13 protein-coding genes are annotated in these 20,089 nt (G+C 60.4%); 9 read left to right on the plus strand and 4 right to left on the minus strand.

Annotation, left to right across the window (positions count from 1 at the left end; genetic code table 11):
* The first annotated feature begins 269 nt into the window (after window positions 1-269).
* From DM374_RS14925 to DM374_RS14950, 6 genes are all read left to right on the plus strand, one after another.
* The gene (locus DM374_RS14925) at window positions 270-1,457 is read left to right on the plus strand and encodes an acyl-CoA dehydrogenase family protein (protein WP_110970545.1); all 1,188 of its coding nucleotides are present in this window, start codon (window positions 270-272) and stop codon (window positions 1,455-1,457) included.
* Window positions 1,458-1,523: 66 nt separating this feature from the next.
* A complete protein-coding gene (locus DM374_RS14930; protein WP_110970546.1) occupies window positions 1,524-2,546 on the plus strand; it encodes a ferredoxin--NADP reductase in 1,023 nt (340 codons plus the stop codon).
* Between the two features lie 17 nt (window positions 2,547-2,563).
* Window positions 2,564-4,171, plus strand: coding sequence for a FadD3 family acyl-CoA ligase (locus tag DM374_RS14935; RefSeq protein WP_110970659.1), 1,608 nt, complete (start codon window positions 2,564-2,566; stop codon window positions 4,169-4,171).
* 99 nt (window positions 4,172-4,270) lie between these two features.
* Window positions 4,271-5,923 carry a DUF1302 domain-containing protein gene (locus tag DM374_RS14940; protein WP_110970547.1) on the plus strand — a complete coding sequence of 551 codons (1,653 nt, stop codon included), beginning with the start codon at window positions 4,271-4,273 and terminating at the stop codon, window positions 5,921-5,923.
* 61 nt (window positions 5,924-5,984) lie between these two features.
* Entirely contained in the window at window positions 5,985-7,214 is a 1,230-nt protein-coding gene (locus tag DM374_RS14945; protein ID WP_110970548.1) for an NADH:flavin oxidoreductase, read from the plus strand.
* Window positions 7,215-7,422: 208 nt separating this feature from the next.
* Complete coding sequence (locus DM374_RS14950) at window positions 7,423-12,492, plus strand: RHS repeat domain-containing protein (RefSeq protein ID WP_110970549.1); 5,070 nt, start codon at window positions 7,423-7,425, stop codon at window positions 12,490-12,492.
* A 170-nt stretch (window positions 12,493-12,662) separates the two neighbouring features.
* On the opposite strand, the gene DM374_RS14955 is transcribed toward DM374_RS14950, so the two are convergent.
* Complete coding sequence (locus DM374_RS14955) at window positions 12,663-13,649, minus strand: ribonuclease T2 family protein (RefSeq protein WP_110970550.1); 987 nt, start codon at window positions 13,647-13,649, stop codon at window positions 12,663-12,665.
* A gap of 141 nt (window positions 13,650-13,790) precedes the next feature.
* Window positions 13,791-14,624, minus strand: coding sequence for an alpha/beta fold hydrolase (locus DM374_RS14960; protein ID WP_110970551.1), 834 nt, complete (start codon window positions 14,622-14,624; stop codon window positions 13,791-13,793).
* A gap of 255 nt (window positions 14,625-14,879) precedes the next feature.
* Here DM374_RS14960 and DM374_RS14965 point away from each other — a divergent pair, with 255 nt between their 5' ends.
* Genes DM374_RS14965 through DM374_RS14975 form a run of 3 tightly spaced genes read left to right on the plus strand, consistent with a single transcriptional unit; the run spans window position 14,880 to window position 17,026 of the window.
* The gene (locus DM374_RS14965) at window positions 14,880-15,614 is read left to right on the plus strand and encodes an SDR family NAD(P)-dependent oxidoreductase (RefSeq protein WP_110970552.1); all 735 of its coding nucleotides are present in this window, start codon (window positions 14,880-14,882) and stop codon (window positions 15,612-15,614) included.
* Between the two features lie 9 nt (window positions 15,615-15,623).
* The gene (locus tag DM374_RS14970) at window positions 15,624-16,394 is read left to right on the plus strand and encodes an SDR family NAD(P)-dependent oxidoreductase (protein ID WP_110970553.1); all 771 of its coding nucleotides are present in this window, start codon (window positions 15,624-15,626) and stop codon (window positions 16,392-16,394) included.
* Window positions 16,391-17,026 (plus strand): nuclear transport factor 2 family protein, encoded by a 636-nt coding sequence (locus DM374_RS14975; RefSeq protein ID WP_110970554.1) that lies wholly within the window; start codon window positions 16,391-16,393, stop codon window positions 17,024-17,026. The genes DM374_RS14970 and DM374_RS14975 overlap by 4 nt, the downstream gene beginning before the upstream one ends.
* Window positions 17,027-17,388: 362 nt before the next feature.
* Here DM374_RS14975 and DM374_RS14980 read toward each other — a convergent pair whose 3' ends face one another.
* On the minus strand, window positions 17,389-18,576 hold the full coding sequence (locus DM374_RS14980) for an acyl-CoA dehydrogenase family protein (protein WP_110970555.1): 1,188 nt from the start codon (window positions 18,574-18,576) through the stop codon (window positions 17,389-17,391).
* Window positions 18,573-19,739 carry an acyl-CoA dehydrogenase family protein gene (locus DM374_RS14985; RefSeq protein WP_110970556.1) on the minus strand — a complete coding sequence of 389 codons (1,167 nt, stop codon included), beginning with the start codon at window positions 19,737-19,739 and terminating at the stop codon, window positions 18,573-18,575. The genes DM374_RS14980 and DM374_RS14985 overlap by 4 nt, the downstream gene beginning before the upstream one ends.
* Window positions 19,740-20,089: the final 350 nt, after the last annotated feature.

The raw sequence follows: 20,089 nt of genomic DNA on the forward strand, positions 1-20,089 counted from the left end.
CATTGGGATGCGGTGTGGTTGTGGGGCCATCGCGAGCAAGCTCGCTCCTACAGATAGGGGTAGGAGTTGGGGTTGGGGTTGGGGTAGGAGCGAGCTTGCTCGCGATGCGCCGCGCAGGCGGCGCTCGATCTCAAGAGCACTGAAATCCGTCGACATGCGCTCGATACCAAAAAGCCCTAGTCCGCTTTGACGATGAACGACCCCGCCCGCGAATCCGATCATCCCCATCAGCTTGCGCAAGGGCGCAACCAGATCGGGAGAGTCGAGCGATGTACAGCATGCGTGACAAGAATGAAGAAGAAATCGAGCTGATCGAGCGGGCACGACGCCTGGTGCCGTTGCTCAAGGAGCGCGCCGCGCAAGCCGAGCGCGATCTGCGGGTGCCGGACGAGAGCATCATCGAGCTGCAAGCCGCAGGTCTGTTGCGGGCGCTGCAACCCCGTGCGTTCGGGGGCTATGAAGTCGACCCGCGGACCTTTTTCGAAATCCAGATGATCCTCGCCGAAGGCTGCATGTCCACCGCCTGGATCTATGGCGTGATGGGCGTACACCCCTGGCAACTGGCGCGCTACCCGGTCGAGGCGCAGCGCGAGGTCTGGGCCAATGACCACGGCGCGTTGATCTCTTCCACCTACATGCCGGCCGCCAAGGTCACGGCGGTGGAGGGCGGCTACCGCATCAGCGGGCGTTGGGGCTTCTCCAGCGGCAGCGAGCACTGCCAGTGGGTATTCCTCGGCGGCATTCTCCCCGCCGACGGCGATTTCGCCAGCGAGCACGGCACCTTCCTGCTGCCGCGTGAGGACTACCTGATCGAACGCAACTGGGACGTGCTGGGCCTGCGCGGCACTGGCAGCCACGACATCGTCGTCGAAGACGTGTTCGTCCCCGCGCACCGCGTGCAGCGCACCAACAACTGGCGTATCGAGGCCACGCCGGGCCGGCTGGTCAACACCAACCCGATCTACGCCATTCCCTTCGCCCAGGTGTTCTCCCGCGCCGTGTCGACCTCGGCCATCGGTGCGCTGCAAGGCGCGATCAACGAGTTCCGTGCCAACGCCGCCGCACACACCGGCAAGCACGGTGCGCGCACTGCGGACGATCCGGTAGCGCAAATCGCGGTGGCCGAGGCGGTCATCACCGTCGACGCGCTCAAGCTGGTGCTGGAACGCAACTACGACCACCTGATGAGCCTGGCCTGCGCCGGTGAGTACCCGGACACCGAAACCCGCTTGCTGTACCGCTATCAGTCGTCCTACGTGACCAACGTCTGCGCCGACCGGGCCAACGACTTGCTGCGCAGCATGGCGGCGTCCGGGCTGTACAACAGCAACCCGGTGGCGCGGCTGTTCCGTGACCTGCACCAGGCCCGCGGCCACATCGCCAACAACTTCATGGCCTACGGGCGCAGCTTCGGCGCGGTGCAACTGGGTCTGCCCAACCCGGACCCGTTCGTCTGAGGCTCCCTCCCATCGCGCGCCCGCCTGCCTGTGCCGCACAGGCAGGTCGCACGGAGTACCTGAACCATGAATGACTATCTGACCTTGCGCGTGGCGCGGGTGATCGAGGAAACGGTCGACGCCCGCTCGCTGGTGTTCGATATCCCCGAGCACCTGGCCGAGCGTTTTCGTTATCAACCGGGGCAGTTTCTGACCCTGCGGGTGCCGTTCGAAGGCGGCTGGCTACCGCGCTGCTATTCGCTGTCGAGCACGCCGTTGCTGGACGAGCCGCTGCGGGTGACGGTCAAGCGCGTGCGCGAGGGCCGCGCTTCCAACTGGCTGTGCGAGGAACTGCAGGAAGGCCAGACCCTGGACGTGTTGCCCCCGGCCGGGGTGTTCGTGCCGCGCTCGCTGGATACCGACCTGCTGCTGTTCGGCGGTGGCAGCGGGGTGACGCCGGTGCTGTCGATCCTGCGTTCGGCCTTGCTCGCCGGCACTGGCAGGATCCTGCTGATCTACGCCAACCGCGACGAGCAGTCGGTGATCTTCCGCGATGAGCTGCGCTTCCTCGCCAACGCCCATCCGCAACGCCTGCAAATCGTCCATTGGCTGGACTCGATACAGGGCGTGCCGGCCACGGCGCAACTGGCCGAGCTGGCCCGTCCGTTTATCGATGCCCAAGCCTTTATCTGCGGCCCGGCGCCCTTTATGGATGCCGCAGTCGCCGCGCTGAAAAGCCTCGGCATGCCCAATGGCCGGGTACATGTCGAGCGCTTTGTCTCGCTGCCTGGCGAGGGCGAAGCGTTGCCCGTGGTGGTGAGCGAGGCGGCAGTGGCCGCGCAAGTGGCGGTGCGCCTCGATGGCGAGGACTACACCGTGCCCTGCGGCAGCGGCGAAACCGTGCTCGACGCCATGCAGCGTGCCGGCCTCAACCCGCCCAGCGCCTGCCGCGTCGGCGGTTGCGCCTCGTGCATGTGCACCCTGGAAAGCGGCGCGGTCGACCTGCTGCACAACGATGCGCTGGACCAGGACGAGCTGGCCGAAGGCTGGATTCTAGCCTGCCAGGCCGTGCCCACCACCGCGCAATTGCGTATCCGCTTCCCCGAATGATGATGAGCGAGTCGATGATGAACCCGAGCCAGAATTGCCCCGCGCCCGCGCTGGCGGCGCCCACCAGCATCGCCCGGATGCTGTTCGACAGTGCGCGCCGCTTCACCGGGCACAGCGCCATCGAAGAAGACGGTCAGTGCCTGGACTATGCCGACCTGCCCGAGAAGGTCCTGACCATCACCCGTGGCTTGATGGCTCTGGGCATCCAGGCCGGCGACCGCATCGGTCTGTGGGCGCCGAACAGCCGCCAGTGGATCCTCGCGGCGCTGGGCATTCATTGCGCCGGCGCGGTGCTGGTGCCGGTCAATACCCGCATGAAGGGCGTCGAGGCCGCCGACATTCTCGAACGCAGCGGCTGCCGTGTGCTGTTCGTGCAACGGCAGTTTCTCGACGTCGATTACACCGCGTTGCTGGCGCCCCATCGTCCGGCCAGCCTGGAGCATCAGGTCATCTTCGATGCCGAGCGCGCCACAGACGCTCGTGACCTTGGTTTCAGCCAGTTCCTGACTGGCGCCCTGACCATCGAAAAACTCACCGCCGAACGCCGCGCCCTGTCGATCGGGCCGCAAGCCATGTGCGACCTGCTGTTCACCTCCGGCACCACCGGCAAGCCCAAGGGCGTGATGAGTGCCCACGGTCAGAACCTGCGGGCGTTCGGCGAATATGTGCAGGTCCTTGGTCTGGTGCCGGGGGATCGCTACCTCATCGTCAATCCGTTCTTCCACGCCTTCGGCTACAAAGCCGGCTGGCTGACATGCCTGATAGCCGGGGCAACCATCCTGCCCCATGCGGTGTTCGACGCCGATGCGGTGTTCCAGCGCATCGCCAACGAGCGCATCAGCGTGCTGCCCGGCGCGCCGACCCTGTACCTGTCGCTGCTGGCTCACCCGCGCCTGGCCGAGACTGATCTGTCGAGCCTGCGCATCGCCGTGACCGGCTCGGCGAGCATTCCGCCGAGTCTGATCGAACGGATGCGCAACGAGCTGGGCTTCAGCGTGGTGACCACCGCCTACGGCCTGACCGAATGCGGTGGGCTGGCGACCCTGTGCGACCCCGGGGACAGCGCCGAAACCATCGCTGGCACCAGTGGCCGACCGTTGTCCGGTACCGAAGTGAGCATCCGCGACCCGCAGAACCAGGCGCTACCCCAAGGCGACACCGGAGAGATCTGCCTGCGCGGTTTCCACGTGATGCAGGGCTATTTCGAGAACCCCGAGGCCACCCGCGAGGCGATCGATGCCGAGGGTTGGTTGCACACGGGAGACGTCGGCCGGCTCGATTCCCGGGGCAACCTGGTGATTACCGACCGCCTCAAGGACATGTACATCGTCGGTGGCTTCAACTGCTATCCGGCGGAAATCGAAGCGGCGCTGATCGCTCACCCTGCCATCGCCCAGGTCGCGGTCATCGGCATTCCCGATGCGCGCATGGGTGAGGTCGGCTGCGCCTGTGTGGTGCTGCGCGAAGGCCGGCACCTGGAGGAGGGCGAGTTGATCGCCTGGAGCCGCGAGCGCATGGCCAACTACAAGGTGCCGCGCAGTGTGCGGCTGTTCCCGGCGCTGCCACTCAACGCCTCGGCCAAGGTGGCGAAGAACGAACTGCGCGCGCTGGTGGGCAACGGCTGATTTTTACCAAACGGACGATGTGCCGGCGCCGGCCCTGTTTCAGGCTGCGCCGGCAAGCCCAGGGTTTGTATGCCTAAAACAACAAGAAAGGAGAGGAGCATGTCTTCGCACAACCTGATCGCCCCCCGTGATTTGCGCCGTCGCAGCCTGCTGGCACTGGCGGTCGGCCTGGCCAGTGGCGCGGCCAGCGCCGGCCCGAGCTTCGAATTGGGGGACAACACCACCCTCGACACCTCGCTGACGGTCAACTACACCGCCTCGATGCGCACCGGCAAGGCGGCCCATGAGTACCTCAACGACCTCAATAACGATGACGGCACGCGCAACTTCAAGCGCGGCGCGCTGATCAACAACCGCGTCAGCCTGTTCGGCGAGCTGATGCTCAAGCATGACAATCTTGGCGCGGTGCTGCGCGGCAGCCACTTCTACGACGACGTCTACCACAATCGCAACGACAACGACTCCCCCGGCACGGTGAACAAGATCGGTCGCGCCGACGGTTTCAACGACGACACCCGCCGCCTCAGCGGCAGCAAGGCGCGGCTGCTGGATGCCTACGTCTATGGCAACTTCGACATCGGCGACACCCAGTACCTGTCGGTCAAAGCCGGCCGCCATCTGGTGGCCTGGGGCGAGAGCCTGTTCTGGGCCAACATCAGCCAGGGCCAGGCGCCGGTCGATGCCACCAAGTTCAACGTGCCGGGCACCGAGGCCAAGGATTCCTACCTGCCGGTGGGCCAGGTTTCGGCGTCCTGGTCGCTCAATGAAGACCTGGCGCTGGTGGGCTTCTACCAGTACGAGTGGGAAAAGACCCAGCTCAATCCGGTGGGCGACTATTTCGGCAGCGACACCTTCGGCCCTGGCGCCGAGTTCTTCCGCCTCGCCCCCGGGGTGATCGCCAACCTGCCGGACCAGACGTTCACCGGGGTCAATTACGCCGGCGAGCTCAAGCCGCGTGACAGCGGCCAGTGGGGCCTGGGCGTGCGCTACCGGATCACCGAGAACACCGAAGTCGGGCTGTTCCACTACCGCTACCACGAGCGGATCGGCTCGATGTTCTTCGACTTCAGCGGCGCCACCGAGTACTCCTCGCTCAAGCGCCTGGCACGGCACAGCGGCGTGGAATCGGCGCCGGCCTATCGCCTGGGTTATTTCGAGGACGTCGAGCTGACCGGCATCAGCTTCAGCTCGAAGGTCGGCGACTCGGTGCAGTACGCCGGCGACCTCAGCTACCGCGACGGCGCCTCGGTGTATCTGGACAACGGCGCGCCGACCACCGGGCAGATCTGGCAGGGCAACCTCAATGCCTCGTACATCCTCGGCCCGAGCTTCATCGCCCAGCAGACCACCTTCATGGGGGAAGTGGTGCACCAGCGCATTCAGGGCGTCGACAAGCTGACCGTCACCGGCGGTGGGCCGGGCGTCGACGGCGTGTACGACAACTTCGAATCGGCAACCCAGACCCGCGGCTCGACCCTGCTGGGGATCGGCGCCTACATGGACTACCCGTCCATCGCCAACGGCCTGGACCTGACCACCAAAGTGGTGTGGACGCAGAACGTCGACGGCAGCGCCTACCAGGGCCTGGGCCGCGACGAGAAGCGACTGACCGTGGGCGGCGACTTCAAGTACCTGGGCAACTTCCAGGTCGGCCTGACCTACGTGGCCTACCTCAGTTCGCCGGATATCGCCCAAGGCCGCCTGATGGCCGACCGCGATTACCTGTCGTTCAACGCCAAATACACCTTCTGAGGCAATCGGCCACGCCCTGGCGGCGTGGCCGGCTTTGTTCGTCCAAACGTCGAGGCCTGTCATGCAAACCCGTTCCGCTCCATCACCGTTCAGCCCGGTCACCATCGGCCCGCTGACCCTGAAAAACCGCTTTATCAAGGCCGCTACCAACGAAGGCATGAGTGCCAATGGCGTCCCGTCCCGGCAACTGGCGGCGTTGCACGGCAACCTCGCCGGCGGCGGCGTGGCCCTGACCACGGTCGCCTATTGCGCGGTCAGCAAGGATGGCCGCACCTTGCCCAACCAGTTGATCCTCGAACCCGCCAGCCTGCCGCACTTCAAGGCCCTGACCGACGCCGTGCATGCCAAGGGCGGCCAGGCCAGCGCACAGATTACCCACGGTGGTTGCTTCACCTTCATCCGCGAACGCTCGACCAAACGGCCGCTGTCGGCCAGCGGCGGCTTCAACAAGATCGGCATGATGAGCGGCATGTTCCTCAAGCAGGCCATGAACGAGCGCGACATGCAGCAAGTGGTTGAGGACTTTGCCAAAGGCGCGCGATTGGCCCGCGAGGCCGGCTTCGATGCGGTGGAAATCCATATGGGCCACGGCTACCTGCTTAGCCAGTTCATTTCGCCGTTGTACAACAAGCGCCGCGATCAATACGGCGGCAGCCTGGAGAACCGCCTGCGTTTCCCGCGCCGGGTACTGCGGGCGGTGCTCGACGCGGTGGGCCAGGAAATGGCGGTCATCTGCAAATACAGCATCACCGAAGGCGTGCGTGCCGGTAACAGTGCCGAAGACGGCGCCCGCATCGCGCGCATGCTGGAAGAAGAGGGCGCGCACCTGTTGGTGCTCAGCGCCGGGATGAACGCCGAATCCATCACCACCATGTTCGGTTCGTCCTTCCCCAAGGAAAACCGCGTGCAACAGAAGAACCCGGTGATCGCCCTGGCCATGGCCATCCAGCGCATGACCGACCCGGTGGTGGAATTCCGCGAGCTGTACCTGCTGGACCACGCACGCAAGGTTCGCGCTGCGGTGAAAATGCCGCTGGCCTACCTGGGCGGCGCCAAGAGCCTGGGCGGCATTGAGCAACTGATGAGCGAAGGCTTCGACCTGGTTGCCATGGGCCGGGCGCTGATCGCCGAGCCGGGGTATGTGAACAAGCTGGCCAACGGTGAAGGGCGCAGCAACATGTGTACGGCGTGCAATCGCTGCGTGGCGATGATGTATACGCCGGGCGGCACTTCGTGCGTGCTTGGTCAGGCGGGAGATGCCGATTTGAATCGGATTCCCGCAGCGGGGTGAGGCGTCGTCATTGCTGGCACACAGGGTTGTGCTGTGGTTGCCAGCGATGGTGTAAGTACCCGTTGCTATTAATAACGCTCTTTTTATTGCTATTGAGCCTTGCGAACTGACATTTTTGTCAGGTGTTGCCGATTGGGTTGTTGTCCATGATCAGGTCACTGCCATCCAGATAACCGGGTGGAACGTCTTCAATTTGAGGAGATCTCTCATGGCTCACAACGTAATGGGCATTGACCCCTGTGACTCCCAGAATCACGCAATTTTCAATGCGTCGACACAGAAGCGTAATGTGGTCGATCCGCGTACGGGGTTATTCGAGGTCTGCGTTCCTTTGCCCACCATCGTCGGTAATTCGGGCAATGGCCCGGAAGTGGACATGAGCCTGTTCTATACGCCTGTCGTCAATAATTTTGCTGCGTTGGGCGACGGTTGGTCATTCGGTTTCACCACCTGGCACGAAACAACCAAGCATTTAACACTGCATTCGGGAGAGGTATTGGAAATATCCAAAGGGCAGAAATTGGATTCTCCCCAGTTCATTGCCCGATGGGAAAGTGACGATTCGATACTCAAGATTAAAAGCCGTGCCGGGCGGTTGGAGACCCTCAAGAAAGTTGGCAGCAGCAAGATCTATGTGCCGCACACCTTGACTACCGATGGCGCCAATGAGTTGTACCTGGAGTGGACAGCAACAGAGCACACCCTGGAAAAGAAGAAACATCACCAGGTGCGGTTGGCGAAGATCAGCGACAAGGACCGTAGGTTGGTAAACGTTGATTACAGCGAGCCGTCGGCATCAGTGGCGATAACGTTCTGGCCGGATGACGAGGCGCCACTTACTTTCCGCCTGACACTCGAAGATTATGCGTTGCGCTCCGTTGAAAGGCCTGAAGGCACGCTCAGTACCTTCGGCTACGACGACCACGACACCTGTGGTTGGTTATTGTCGTCTCTCGAGACCGCCGAAGGTGTCAAAGAGACTGTCGTTTACGAAAAGGTGGCACTCAAGTTCGACGATGCAAAACTCGCGGCACTTCCTGTGGTGACCAGACATCGATTGACACCGCGTGGCGGCAACGTATCGGAGAGGGTGTACTCCTACAGCGACATACCCGATGGCTATAGGACCACCCTGATCGAGAAAGCGGACGGCACTGAGCGGAAGACGCATTTTAAATACGACAAAAAATTTGAGTTGCTTGAGCAGGTAGAAGAGCAAGGCGAATGCAAGGTCACTAAACGAGACATACTGAGGGCTGTGGACGGTACGGAGCGGAGCACGCTCACTGTCGCTACTACATATAAGAAAAAAGAACAGGAATTCGAAGAAAAAGTAGTCAATCAAATCAGCCGTTTTGGCGTTATCAGTGACAGTGAAAAAGCGGGGCTGCATACGCACTATATCTATGATGGCGATGACTCGGCCAGCGTCACTGCGCATCTCAAATGCGGTCTGAACAGTTTGTTCGGTAACAAGGACACGCTAGATACGGTGTTTGATGCGTTCAGTAATGACAACCTTAAAGAGGAAGGCCATAAAGCTACTGATTTTCTGAAGAACAAACCAAAGGATCCGGATTTTTCTTCAAAATATCTACTGATGGAACTCGCCGGCTCAGCGGGGTTCATGGGCGATGGGGAATCGTCGAAACATGTTGAGCAGGCTCATCTGGTCAGGGCGTATTCCTATGTGAGTATCCCTGGCATGACCGAAGCGAAGGTGCATTGTGTTGTCCAGGCGCTGAACTGCGCCTCCTCGATGAAAGACGCGGCGCGCACGGTAAAATTGATTCGTTATTACAGGGATGACGATTTCCGGAAAGGGCGTCAGTCGTCCATTGTGCAAGGCTACATTGACGACGATAACAAGTTTGTTGTCAGTGGCCTGGAGCAGTGTTTTGAATACACCCTTGAAGATACGTCTCTCACGACGACGACGACGTGGAAAGACGATGTTGGTAATACCCGCGTCGAGCGTGAAACCCGTTGTATTCTGAGTGGCCGGCTTTTCAGCCAGCTTGATCAAGATGGCAACCGGGCCGACTACGTGTATGACAAGTTTCATCGATTGATCGAGCGAACCTTGTGTGCTCAAAGTGAAACGTATAAACAAACGACCCACTATGCCTATCCTTTTGCAGGGCGGCTGGAGATCACCGACCCTGAGGGTCGACAAAAAGCCACTGAAGATGATGGCCAGGATAATCTTCTGAGTGAATTTATCAGGGCGTCTGCCACGGAAGAGTGGCAGCAAATGCTCAAAATCGAATATGACGAAATGGGGCGCAAGGCATGCACAATCCAATATGATTATCTGGCCGATGGCACATCGATCGCAGAGCGTAGCGACAGTCAATATGACGACTGGAATTCAGTATGCGGCCAGGTGTTCTTCAATGGCCAGGGGCAGTTCGATTACTACGATCCCGTGAGCCGGACGCGGACCGAGTGGGCAGGCGCGAAGAATGACAAGCAGCGCCAGACAACGTATTACGCTAAAGATGGTCAGGCCGAGAAAATTGAATGGACAGATGCGCAGGCAGAAGTTTTCCGGATGCATGTCATGGAGTATACGCCTGCCCGCCAGTTGAAAACGATCAAGAAGTGCGAGGGGGATAAAGATGCCATCTATTATGGCGGCAAGAAAAAAAGTGCAAAGCAAGATCCGTTCGGTATCGAAAGTATCAAGCCGCCAGTGCGTGGCTATAAATATCAAGTTGCCATTACCTATGATTATGACGCAGCAGGTCGAGTCGTAAGAGAGGAACATCTGGATGAGAATTGCGAGTCGCCTGTGTATAACTACACCTATTCCAAAGATTGGCTGATCAGTGATGCACTGGAAATCAGTGTTGATACGCTCAGAGATCCTAATCCTTTGGTCAGTGATTTCCTCGCTGAAGAAGATGAGTTTTTCGATAAGAAGAGCAGGAAATCAATTTCTCCGGAGAGTCGTAAGACTTTAGGTAAACGTACCTTTGACGCATGGGGTCGGGTAGCATCATTGACGCGTGGAGTATGCACCGAAACTTTTACATATAACGGAGCGAGCCCCGTACCGGCAACGAAAAATACGGCGGATGGCAAGACACTGAACTATAAGTACATCACAGAACTGGGCGGTCTGATCAGTGAAGTAAGTGAGCAGGATGGTCCTGGTAAAAAGACCTTCACGTATGCAACTTATACCGCTGAAAAATCGACAGCTACAGAAGGTCAGCGCCGTATTGAAATGAGCCATGGCTTGACCGGCCTGGTCACGTCCCAATGTGCGCTGAGCAAGAAAAGCGCGCGAGACACCGCAAAAAGAACGCGCTGCCATTATTCACCTGGGGGGCGTTTGCTAAGTGAGAAAGATGCACTGGGCCACGAAACGATTTATAGCTACAACGCCTACGGGCAACGCGACAAGACAATCAGTGGCGACGTGACTACTACTCATTTCTACAACCCTCAAGGATGGCTGGAAAAAGAGTTGATTAGTGTGGGCGATGACGCTCAGAACGAGGTGGAGGTGGAGTATACCTACAACGATCAGGGTCTTGAGGTTGCCCGCAGGTTCAAACTGCCCAGTAAGCATCAGTTGCTCTTGAAAAAAGAGTATGATTCCAGTAGTCGCCTAACTTCAAATGCACTTGAGATATATGATGATTTGAAGCTCGATCCCGAGCGCATTGACAGCCCAGACGAGCAGGGGCGGCAGAAATTTATATATAATTTTATTGGGCAACTTGATAGGTATTTCTGCTCGGGGGTGTGGGCGCGTGCGGGGCGTAATGGCTATGCGGATTTAAAATATGATTGTTTGGGTAATGTTGTATTGGTTGGTCATATTAGTTGTGATGACGTACGCTCGACGCCGTCGCCAAAAGCAACTGATACGATCGACTATCAATATGACAGCCTGACAGGTAGTCGTTTGGAGATGGTTGCCGTCAAAGGCCTCAACAAGCCAGCACTTGAATACGATAAAGCCGGTAGAGTAATAAAGGATCATTACGGCAAAACTTACAAGTATGACTGGCTGGGGCGACTTATAAAAGCAGGCTCTGTCAGGTATGAGTACGATGCGATGGATCGGTTGATGCTGCGCAGCACCGATGCGAAGACAGAACAACATCAATTGATCTATGACGGTCTGCACGTCCGGGGTGAATACAGCACCAAAGACAAGCATATGGCTCGGCACCTGATGGCAGGCAGTGGGGCGTGCATTGTGCAACGCGTCAAGCGGTCGGGTGTGGAGCGGACCCTGTTCGAACTCTGTGATCTCGACGGAACGGTGCGAGTCAGTTATGACGCCACGGCCAAAAAGATGGAGCATCATGTGTATGGTCCCTTCGGTGAACATACGTCCGACGAACCGGACTCGCTGTTGGGTTACAAAGGCGAATACCGTGACGTCGATAACGATCAGTCACCGCTGGGCCAGGGTTACCGCTGGTATGCACCTGACAGCAAGCAGTTCCATGTCCAGGACTCTCTGAGCCCATTTGACCAAGGAGGACCCCAAGCCTATGGCTACTGCTGCGGCAGTAACCCGGTGATGGCAAGTGATCCAACGGGGCACTTTATTAATTTGCCCAGGACGATTATACGTAACTGGAATAAAGGGCCAGGATTGATAATAAACCGGAGCAATGCCAAGGTCGTTATCGACGCGTTTATCTGGTCAGGCATCGGGGTACTGCTTGCAGCGGTAACAGGTGGAACAGCGATGATTGCGCTGGCGGCCGTCGCATGCTTCGCAGGGGTAATGTCTGCCGTCCATAAAGGAAAAGGCAATGAAAAAGAGGCTAGCATCTGGGCGTGGGTATCATTTCTTAGCACTGTAGCTGGAGGCGTGAAGGATCTGGTTCGGACGGGCGTGAAATGGCTTGCTAAGCTTGGGCAGTCCGGTATGAAACTTGCCAGGGCTTTTAGCAAGCAAGTAAAGTTGCTGCTCAGAAACAGAAATCTTGGATTGAACTCATCGATTCGTAGCGTAAACGAATATAAATATTGGCAGACGGCCATGAATAATCCCTATGGTACGATCATTGCGGGTCAATCTCACCGCACGTATGGAGCGATAACCAGTTCGATTGTGAAAAAAGCCTGGGAAATGTTCAGTATGTCCCATGTCCATACCATCACTTACATGGTCACTGGAATACTGCATAATACTGAAGCCTTTGAAGAAAACTCGACTGACGCTAAGCGCACTGAGTTCGCGAGCAACTGGAGCTCTTTACCAGCGAAGTATCTTAAAACACTAAGCCGTTTACGTCTGCGTTGACATTTCAATATCAACGGCCGCTATCGGCCCGCTTGCCTTCAGCGAGCGAGCCGAACTGCGGCGCAGGGGGAGATTCATCCGCTCCCACCGGATCGCAAGTGACAGACGGTTTGCGTATGGCTGTGAGACGTGTAGATACCCATTCACAAGGTGACCAGGATTGCGGCACGTCAGGCTCCCGCGCCACTCGCCTCGATACGGATCCGGTCTGCCCGGCATTCACTCCGATCAGTTGCCTGACGGGGCAGGAACGCTTGACCGATCACGCCTTTCAAGGTCCGCTCCTCCTTGAAGTCTTTCGGCAACGACACCCGAATCTCTTCCAGATAGTCGCCGCTGCAGATCAGCAGGAAGTTATTGCGTGCATCCTTGCTGCCAAACTCACCGCTCAGCTTCGAATAGAACTGCTCCCTGGACACTTCGCCACCGACGTTGCTGCGGATGTATTCACCGGCCTGGGAGTCGTTGAAGGACTTCAGCAGGTCCACCGCGAACCGGAAGTACGTGTCATCGGTCATGGCCGTCTGGCACACCCCATGTTTCTTCCATTCGTAGTTGCCGAACTGCGTACCGTAGTGAAAGTTCGGCATCCATGGCTTGATGTAATCCACGGTATCGGCGGTCAAATCCAGGTCGGCGCCGTCGCACTTGCCATAATCGATCCCGCATGCGTGCTTGTTCGGCCACAGGCCGTGCAAGGTGAAGTGGTTGACTGTCAGTGCGCCGTCTTTCATGGCCTGGCACTCCGGCTTTGCCGGACCGCCCTGGTCATGCTCGCAAAAGCCGGGCTGCCAGGTCATCGCCAGCACATAGCTGTCGTATTGGTCGGGGATCCGGCAGGACTGTGATCCCGCTTCGGACATCACCAGCCCGTCGACCTGGCCGCAGTCGGCAGAGACCCAGCGCAGGTCGTTCTTTCCAGTGTCAACCTTGATCCTGACCCACTGGTACTGCTCGCGGTTGACCTCGGCAATCTGGTAGGTCTGACCCGGTTCAACGGCGACTTTGCCAGGGTTAGTCCTGTTCTTGAACGATTGAAAAGCCTCGCAGCGTTGCGATACCGAAAACGTGCCCGCGCTGGTTTCCACGGCCAGTGCGTAATCGACGTTCAGGAAGGTGAGCAGGGTTGCGAGGGAGAGTAGAGCCAGACGATCCATGGCTATGTCCTTTGTCTGCAAGCGGGTACCTGTGTTCGTTGCTGCGGGAGATTACCGTAGTCGTGAGCTGATGGCGCGCAGAAACCAAGGGGAAACAGGTGCGCCCGGGAGCAGTTTTCCTGCTCCGGGCGGTGCCTTGGTTCAACCGAACTGCAGGAATTCCAGGCAACTGCGGTTGAACAACGCCCGGTGCTCGACCTGCACCCAGTGCCCGCATTGGTTCAGCACGATAAAGCGCGCCTTGGCCGCGCCATCGATGATCCGCTGCGCGCCGCTGACCGGGTTGAAGTTGTCGTTGCTGCCCCAGAAGCCGAGGATCGGACACTTGATCTCGCCCAGCCGGCTTTCCATGTTCGGCACCATCATGGTGCTGAACAGGTTCTTCGGTTGGGTGACTGCCACTGCTACTCGTTCTTGCAGCAAGTCTTCCGGCAGGATCGACGGGTCGAACAGTTGCAGGCTCATCATGCTGCGCATTTCTTCCATGCCGATCGGGCCGGCATTGAACAGGCCGACCATGCGCAGGATGCCCGGCATCTGGAAGTAGGTCTCGCGCTCTTCGACGCCGCCTGGCGCCAACAGAATCAGCTTTTCCACCAGCTCCGGGTGACGCAGCGCCAGGCCCAGGGCGATGGCGCCGCCCAGTGAGTTGCCGAGCAGGGTGCAGCGCGTGACGCCGATCTGCTGCAGGAAAGCCCCCACGCACTCAACGAAGAAGTCCAGGTTGTACTGCACGTCATCGGGCTTGTCGGAGCGGCCGAAACCGGGCAGGTCGAGCAGGATGTTGCGATAGCCGGCGGCGACGAAATCCGGGGCGTTGCCCTTGAAGTTGCTGTGACCGCTGGCACCCGGGCCGCTGCCATGCAGCCAGAGCACCACGGGGCCTTCGCCCTGGTCGAGGTAGTGCAGGCGCAGACCGCCGGGCAGGGTCTGGTAATGGCCGATGGGCAAGGGCAGGTCTACGGATTGGTTCATGAGGTTCTCCAGGTCTGCGGATGGACGCGCAGACCGGCCGGGCGTGGTGGATGAGCGAAGGGGTAAGCCGCACCCGGCCAGTGTGCGCCAGGGGATGCTCGGCCCTGCACGGCCTCGCCACATCGTCCGTTCAGACCACATGGCCCGGTTGGGCCGCTAGTCCTGTTGGACGATGTTGGTCCCGGCCGCCGCCCCAATCATGCCGGGGAGGGCCCGCTGTTCGCGGGCCGCATCCAACACTCCAAGGAGAATGCTATGAAGCTGCAGAACAAGGTGGCCTTCGTCACCGGCGCCGGGCAGGGCATGGGCCAGGCCATCGTGCGTCGGTTCGTTGCCGAAGGGGCGAAAGTGGTAGCCGTTGACCTCGATCAACAGGCCCTGGCTGCCAGCCTGGCAGACCTGGGCGAGAACGTCCTGGCGCTGTCCTGCAATGTCGCCGACAGCGCGTCGGTGGCCGATGCCATGGGCCAGGTCGAAGCACGTTTCGGCGGCCTCGACATCGTGGTCAACAACGCCGGCGTCGGCGCCCTCGACAGCTTTCTCGATACCCCCGACGAGAGCTGGGCGCGGGTTATCAACGTCAACCTCGGCGGCACTTTCCTGTGTGCCCGCGAAGGCGCGCGGCTGATGCTCAAGGGCCAACGCCAGGGCGCGATCATCAACCTCTCCAGCACCGCTGCGCTGACCGGCGAAGGCCCCAGCCATTACTGTGCGTCGAAGGCTGCGGTCATGGGTCTGACCCGTTCCATCGCCCGCGAACTGGCGGCCAGCGGCATCCGCGTCAACACCCTGGTGCCGGGCCCGACCAACACGCCGATGATGGCCGGCATCCCCGACGAACACCTGCAGGCGCTGCTGAAAAACGTGCCGCTGGGGCGCATGTGTGAAACCGACGAAATCGCCCGGGTGGCGGTGTTCCTGGCCAGCGAAGACGCCAGTTTCATGACCGGTCAGAACGTCGCCGTCAACGGCGGCATGGCCTTTATCTGAGGAGTTTCCATGAGCAAGCGTCTGCAAGGAAAAATCGCCTTCGTTACCGGTGCCGGCTCCGGCATCGGTGAAGCCACCGCCCTGCGTTTCGCCGAGGAAGGCGCCACCGTGGTGCTTTGCGGGCGGCGTCCCGAACCGCTGCAGGATGTCCTGGAACGTATCCAGGCGCTGGGCGGACAGGCCGAAGTCGCCGTGGCCGATGTCAGCGACGAACACGGTTATGTCGCCGCGCTGGAAGCCACGGCCAAGCGCCACGGCCGCCTCGACATTCTGGTCAACAACGCCATGGCGTACACCTGGGGCGGCATCGACAGCATGACCACCGCCGACTGGCACGCCAACTTCAGCACCACGGTGGACGGCACCTTCTGGGGCACCCGCACTGCCATGCGCCTGATGCAGGCCAACGGCGGCGCCATCGTCAACATCGCCTCGATCTGCGGCCTGTTCGGCACCGCCTGGATGGCCGGCTACTCGGCGGCCAAGGCTGCGGTGATCAACTTCAGCCGTGCGGCTGCCAGCGAAGGTGCGCCACACAAGGTGCGCTGCAACGTGGTCATCCCCGGCGTGGTGGATACCCCGGCTACGGCCGGCATGCTCAGCGACGCCCGAACCCGCGCCAATACCGAGAAGGTCATCCCGATGAAACGGGTTGGCCTGCCGGTGGAACTGGCCAACGCCATCCTGTTCCTCGCCAGTGACGAAGCCTCCTATGTCACCGGTGCGAGCTTGAGCGTGGACGGCGGACGCAGTTCCGACCTGTACACGGTGCTGGAATGAACCCGAATGACGCCTCGCTGTTGCAGCGCATCGACCGCCTGGAGTCGCTCGACGCCATCCGCCAACTGGCCGGCAAGTACGCCCTGGCGCTGGATATGCGCGATATGGATGCCATGGCCAACTGCTTCGCCGCAGACGTACGGGTGGGCCGCGACAAGAGCGGCCGCGCGCACCTCAAGGCGTGGCTGGACGAAACCATGCGCAAGCAGTTCCACGGCACCTCGCACCACCTGGGTCAGCACATCATCGAATTCAGCGACCCGGACCATGCCACTGGCGTGGTCTATTCGAAGAACGAGCACGAGACCGGGCCTGAGTGGGTGATCATGCAGATGCTCTACTGGGACGACTACGAGCGCATCGATGGACGCTGGTGTTTCCGCCGTCGGCTGCCGTGCTACTGGTACGCGACCGACCTCAACAAACCGCCGATCGGTGGTCTGAAAATGCGCTGGCCTGGGCGTGAGCCCTATGCCGGTACCTTCCATGAACTGTTCCCGTCGTGGGATGGGTTCTGGGCCAACCGGCCGGACAAGGACGTACTGCCGCAGATTGCCGAGCCGGCACCGCTGGAGGGGTTCTTGCAGACAATGCGCCGAGGGGTGGGGGATCCGAAGATTCGGGTGCGGTGAGGGAAGGGCAGAAAGGCCGTCGATTGACGGCCTTTTCTGTTATCGACAAGACAGCGATGAGCATGGGTATCTACATATCTTGCAGGCGATCGCAAACCGTCAGCCACATGCGATCCTGTGGGAGCGGCCGTTAGCCGCGATGGGCCGCAAAGCGGCCCTAAATTCATCCCGCACATTGTTTCTGGCGGATTGGGATCTCACATTCAGGCATCTTCAAGGTCGAAAGAAATACCGGAGCAGACAGCCACCTCGTGCTGGATGGTTTTGGGGCCGCTTGCGGCCCATCGCGGCTAACGGCCGCTCCTACACGTTCCGCGTCTTGCCTGCGAGATGTGTAGCTACCCATGCAGCGGAGGCCCTTATTACCTGCGCACCTCCCGCGGCATCCCCAGCGCCCGCTCGGCAATCACATTGCGCTGGATCTCATTGCTACCACCGTAGATGGTGTCCGACCGGGTAAACAGAAACAGTGACTGCAACCGGCTCAGTTCATAAGGCGCGCCGTCGAGAATCTCCGCCTGCGGCCCCAGCACGTCCATCGCCAGCTTGCCCAGCTCGGCATGCCAGGTCGACCACGCCAATTTGTAGATCATCGCTTCGCGCGCCAGGCTGCCGTCTTGCGCGCCGGAAAGCATGCGCAACGAGTTGTAGCGCAAGACCTTGAGGCCGGCCCAGGCGCGGGCGATACGCTGACGCAGCAGCGGGTCGCGGCTGGCGCCGTTGTCGCGGGCGACGCGGATAACCTCGTCCAGCTCGTTCTGGAACTGCATCTGCTGGCCAAGCGTGGAAACCCCGCGCTCGAAACCGAGCAGCGCCATGGCGATCTTCCAGCCGTCGCCGGGCTCGCCGACCAGGTTGGCGATCGAGGTGCGCGCCTGATCGAAGAACACTTCGTTGAACTCGCTGGTACCGGTAAGTTGCTGGATCGGCTGCACACGAATCTGTTCCTGGGCCATCGGCACCAGCAGAAACGACAGCCCGTGATGACCGCTGCTGCCCGGCGCGGTACGGGCCAGCACGAAGCACCAGTCGGCTTCATGGGCCAGCGAAGTCCAGACTTTCTGCCCGCTGATCAGCCAGTACTCGCCGCTGTCGTCCAGCCGCGCGCGGGTCTGCACATTGGCGAGGTCCGAGCCGGCGCCGGGCTCGGAGTAGCCCTGGCACCAGAACTCGCGGCCACTGAGGATGCCGGGCAGCAGCCGACGTTTCTGGTCGGTATTACCGAAGGCGGCGAGAGTCGGGCCGACCAGCCCTTCGCCGATATGCCCCATGCGTCCGGGACCGCCCGCACGGGCATATTCCTCATGGAAGATCACTTGCTGGCTGATGCTCAGGCCGCGGCCGCCGTGCTCCGTGGCCCAGCCAACACCGATCCAGCCGCCGACGGCCAACTCCCGTTCCCAGGCTTTGCGCTGTTCCGGAAAGCTGTGCTCGTCGCCCGGCCCACCGCGAAAACGCAGGGGTTCGAATTCCCCGCGCAGGTGCTCGGCCATCCACTGGGCGATATCGTCGCGGAAGGCTTCGTCCGCGTTGTTGAATCCGATTTTCATGGGCGTTGCTCCAGAAGTTGCGCGGCCAGGCGCTCGGCGTGCCAGGCCGGCGTACCGAGCCACTGTTCGCCGGCGCGGGCGCGTTTGAAGTACAGGTGCGGGTCGTATTCCCAGGTGAAACCGACCCCGCCGTGCAACTGGATCGACTCGGCCGCGCAATGGAAGAAGGTCTCGCTGGCGTGGATCTTTGCGGTAGCGGCGGCGGCGAATAACTCACTGGCCAACGCGGTGTCGCCATCGACGGCAAGGCGTTGGCCAGCGACACAGGCGGCGTACCAGAACGCCGAGCGAGCGCATTCGACCTGCAGCATCATGTCGGCGCAGCGATGTTTGATGGCTTGGAAGCTGGCTATGGGTCGATTGAATTGCTTGCGCTCGGCGACGTAGGTCAGGGTCAGGTCCAGCACTTGCTGGGCACCCCCGGTTTGCTCGGCAGCCAAGGCAATGGCCGCGATGGCAAGTACGTCGCGTAGCAACGGCCAGCCTGCGCCGGCGCTGCACAGCAGTTGTGCGTCGGCGGCACGCACCCCGTGCAATTCGAGCCGCGCCAGCCGGCGAGTCTGGTCGAGGGTGGGCAGGGCGCTGCGAACGATCCCGTCGGTGTCGGCGGGCAAGGCGAACAGACTGATGCCGTGTTCGCCCTGGCTGCCAGGTACACGGGCAGCGATGATCAGCAGATCGGCCTCGGCGCCGTCCACAACCTGGGCGTAGGTACCGTTCAACAGGTAATCACCGGCGTCGGTTTCGGCGGTGACCTGAACGGCTTCGGCATCCATACCGCTGCCCCACGCCAGAGTGGCGCGGGTTGCTCCGGCAGCGATGGTTTTCAGCCATGTGCTTTGCAGTGACGGGTTGTCCGCCAGCAACAGCGCCGGGGTGGCGAGACAGGCGGTGGTGAACAGCGGCGATCCAAGCAGAAAGCGTCCGCATTGCTCCTGCAGCAGTGCCAGCTCGACAAAGCCCAGGCCCATGCCGCCATGCTCTTCGGGAACCATCAGCGCCGCCCAGTACAACTCTTTGCCAATCCGTTGCCACAGCGCCTGGTCATAGCCTGCGCAATTGCACATCGCCGCGCGTACAGCGGAGGAGTCGCTGGCCTGTGCCAGAAAACGCTCGGCGCTGTCGCGGATCATCAATTGCTCTTCGGTAAAGGCGAACTCCATAACGATGGGTCTCTGCGGGATGAAAGGATGCCGCAGTCTAGAGGGGGGGATTTCCGGGGCGAATCATTGAAACGGACTAGGCGTTGTGTGAAGCACGTTAATAGCCGTAGCTGTGATTAAGGGGGTAGAGATCTCAGCCTTTGCAGGGTGTTATCAAGGTGCCGTTTATTATGATGAATCGGTCTTGGTTACTGATATTTTTGTCAGTTGTACGGGTTATCCAGGCCGCCTAGGGTGACGGTAGTAGCTATTCCACTGTTCTCAAAAGTGTCCCGATGACGTGGTGTGTTATGGGGGATTAAATTACTCATAGAGCCGAAATCGGATAGCGAAGAAATAGTCAAGCGGAA

It is taken from the genome of Pseudomonas huaxiensis (assembly GCF_003231275.1).
Taxonomy (GTDB): Bacteria; Pseudomonadota; Gammaproteobacteria; order Pseudomonadales; family Pseudomonadaceae; genus Aquipseudomonas; species Aquipseudomonas huaxiensis.